Raw genomic sequence first — 1,193 nt, 5'->3', positions numbered from 1 at the left:
CTTGAATATAGTCTTTTACGTTTTTTTGATTAAGTATTAGCATATCTGGAGCTACTCCAGTAGCGGATAAATCTTTTACCGTTTCTGCTAATGTATATGTTTTGTTTTCTATAAGAACTTTATCTCCTACTTTTGCGTGTAAATCTTTAGCTAGTCCTTTGTTCATTGCGACAGAATTCTTATTCAGCGGTTTGGAAAAGTGATACCGACTTTTAGCTAAATAATCGTTTTCAACACCTACTGTATAGATAGAGGTATTTAGTTTATTTAGATTCAAATGAGCAATAGATACTTTTGATACCTTATCTACCATTTTATCCTGGTGAATTTCTTCCACTAAAGTTGATGTCAAAATTTTGCCTTGATCCATCTCAAACCCTACAGATAAATCCATCTCACCGTAAGTTTGTTTTAATTGACTTTTTAATGTGTCCTGCGCATTAAAAGAGAATAAAACCATACTAAGTACAAGCATCGTAGAAATAGCTATACTTACAATAGATGAAAACACTATAAATTTATTGGACTTAAATAAACGAAAAGCTAAACCTCGTAGTGTTTTCATATCTTAGGACTCTCGACTTTTGTAATAAGCTTAAACTTCTCTAGTATATGATCCAAATCACTATTTCCGCTACAGATATATGTATCGACAATAGAGCCATCATGAAAGAATAGAACGCGATCTGCATAAGTAGCTACATTAGGGTCGTGAGTAACAAGAAGTATGCTTTGGCTGAGTTCGTTTTTTGTAGTTACTAGTGTGTGTAGTATGACTTCGGAAGTATTAAAATCAAGGTTACCTGTAGGCTCGTCTGCCAGAATAATAGGTGGTTCAGTTATAATTGCTCTTCCTATAGCTACGCGCTGCTGTTGTCCACCTGACAGTTGTACAGGGCGGTGTTTCTTCCAAGCTGTTAAGCCCAAGAGCTCAACAGCGTTATTTACTTTTAAATCAATTACATCCGATGTAAGTCCCTTTAAAATGAGCGGCAGAGCTATGTTTTCTTCTACAGATAAATCCTTTAATAAGTGGAATGATTGGAAAATAAACCCAATATTATCTCTTCTGTACGCTGAAGCTTGAGGTTCTTGGAACATATCTTTTGAAAGCATTCCTTTTAGTTTAATCGTTCCACTAGTTGGTTCATCCAGTGCTCCTAAAATGTTCAGCAGTGTGCTTTTTCCTGAAC

2 protein-coding genes are annotated in these 1,193 nt (G+C 35.2%); both read right to left on the bottom strand.

Going from position 1 to position 1,193, the window contains the following annotated elements:
* A partial coding sequence (locus tag AC1DRF_RS28670) for an ABC transporter permease (RefSeq protein ID WP_477742395.1) occupies window positions 1–565 on the bottom strand: 565 nt, incomplete at its 3' end.
* On the bottom strand, window positions 562–1,193 hold a 632-nt coding region (locus AC1DRF_RS28665; protein ID WP_477742394.1), incomplete at its 5' end, for an ABC transporter ATP-binding protein. The genes AC1DRF_RS28665 and AC1DRF_RS28670, both read right to left, overlap by 4 nt.

The organism is Priestia sp. P5_B4 (assembly GCF_056400385.1).
Note: the sequence above shows the minus strand (reverse complement) of the source record. Positions and strands in the feature narration are given on the sequence as shown.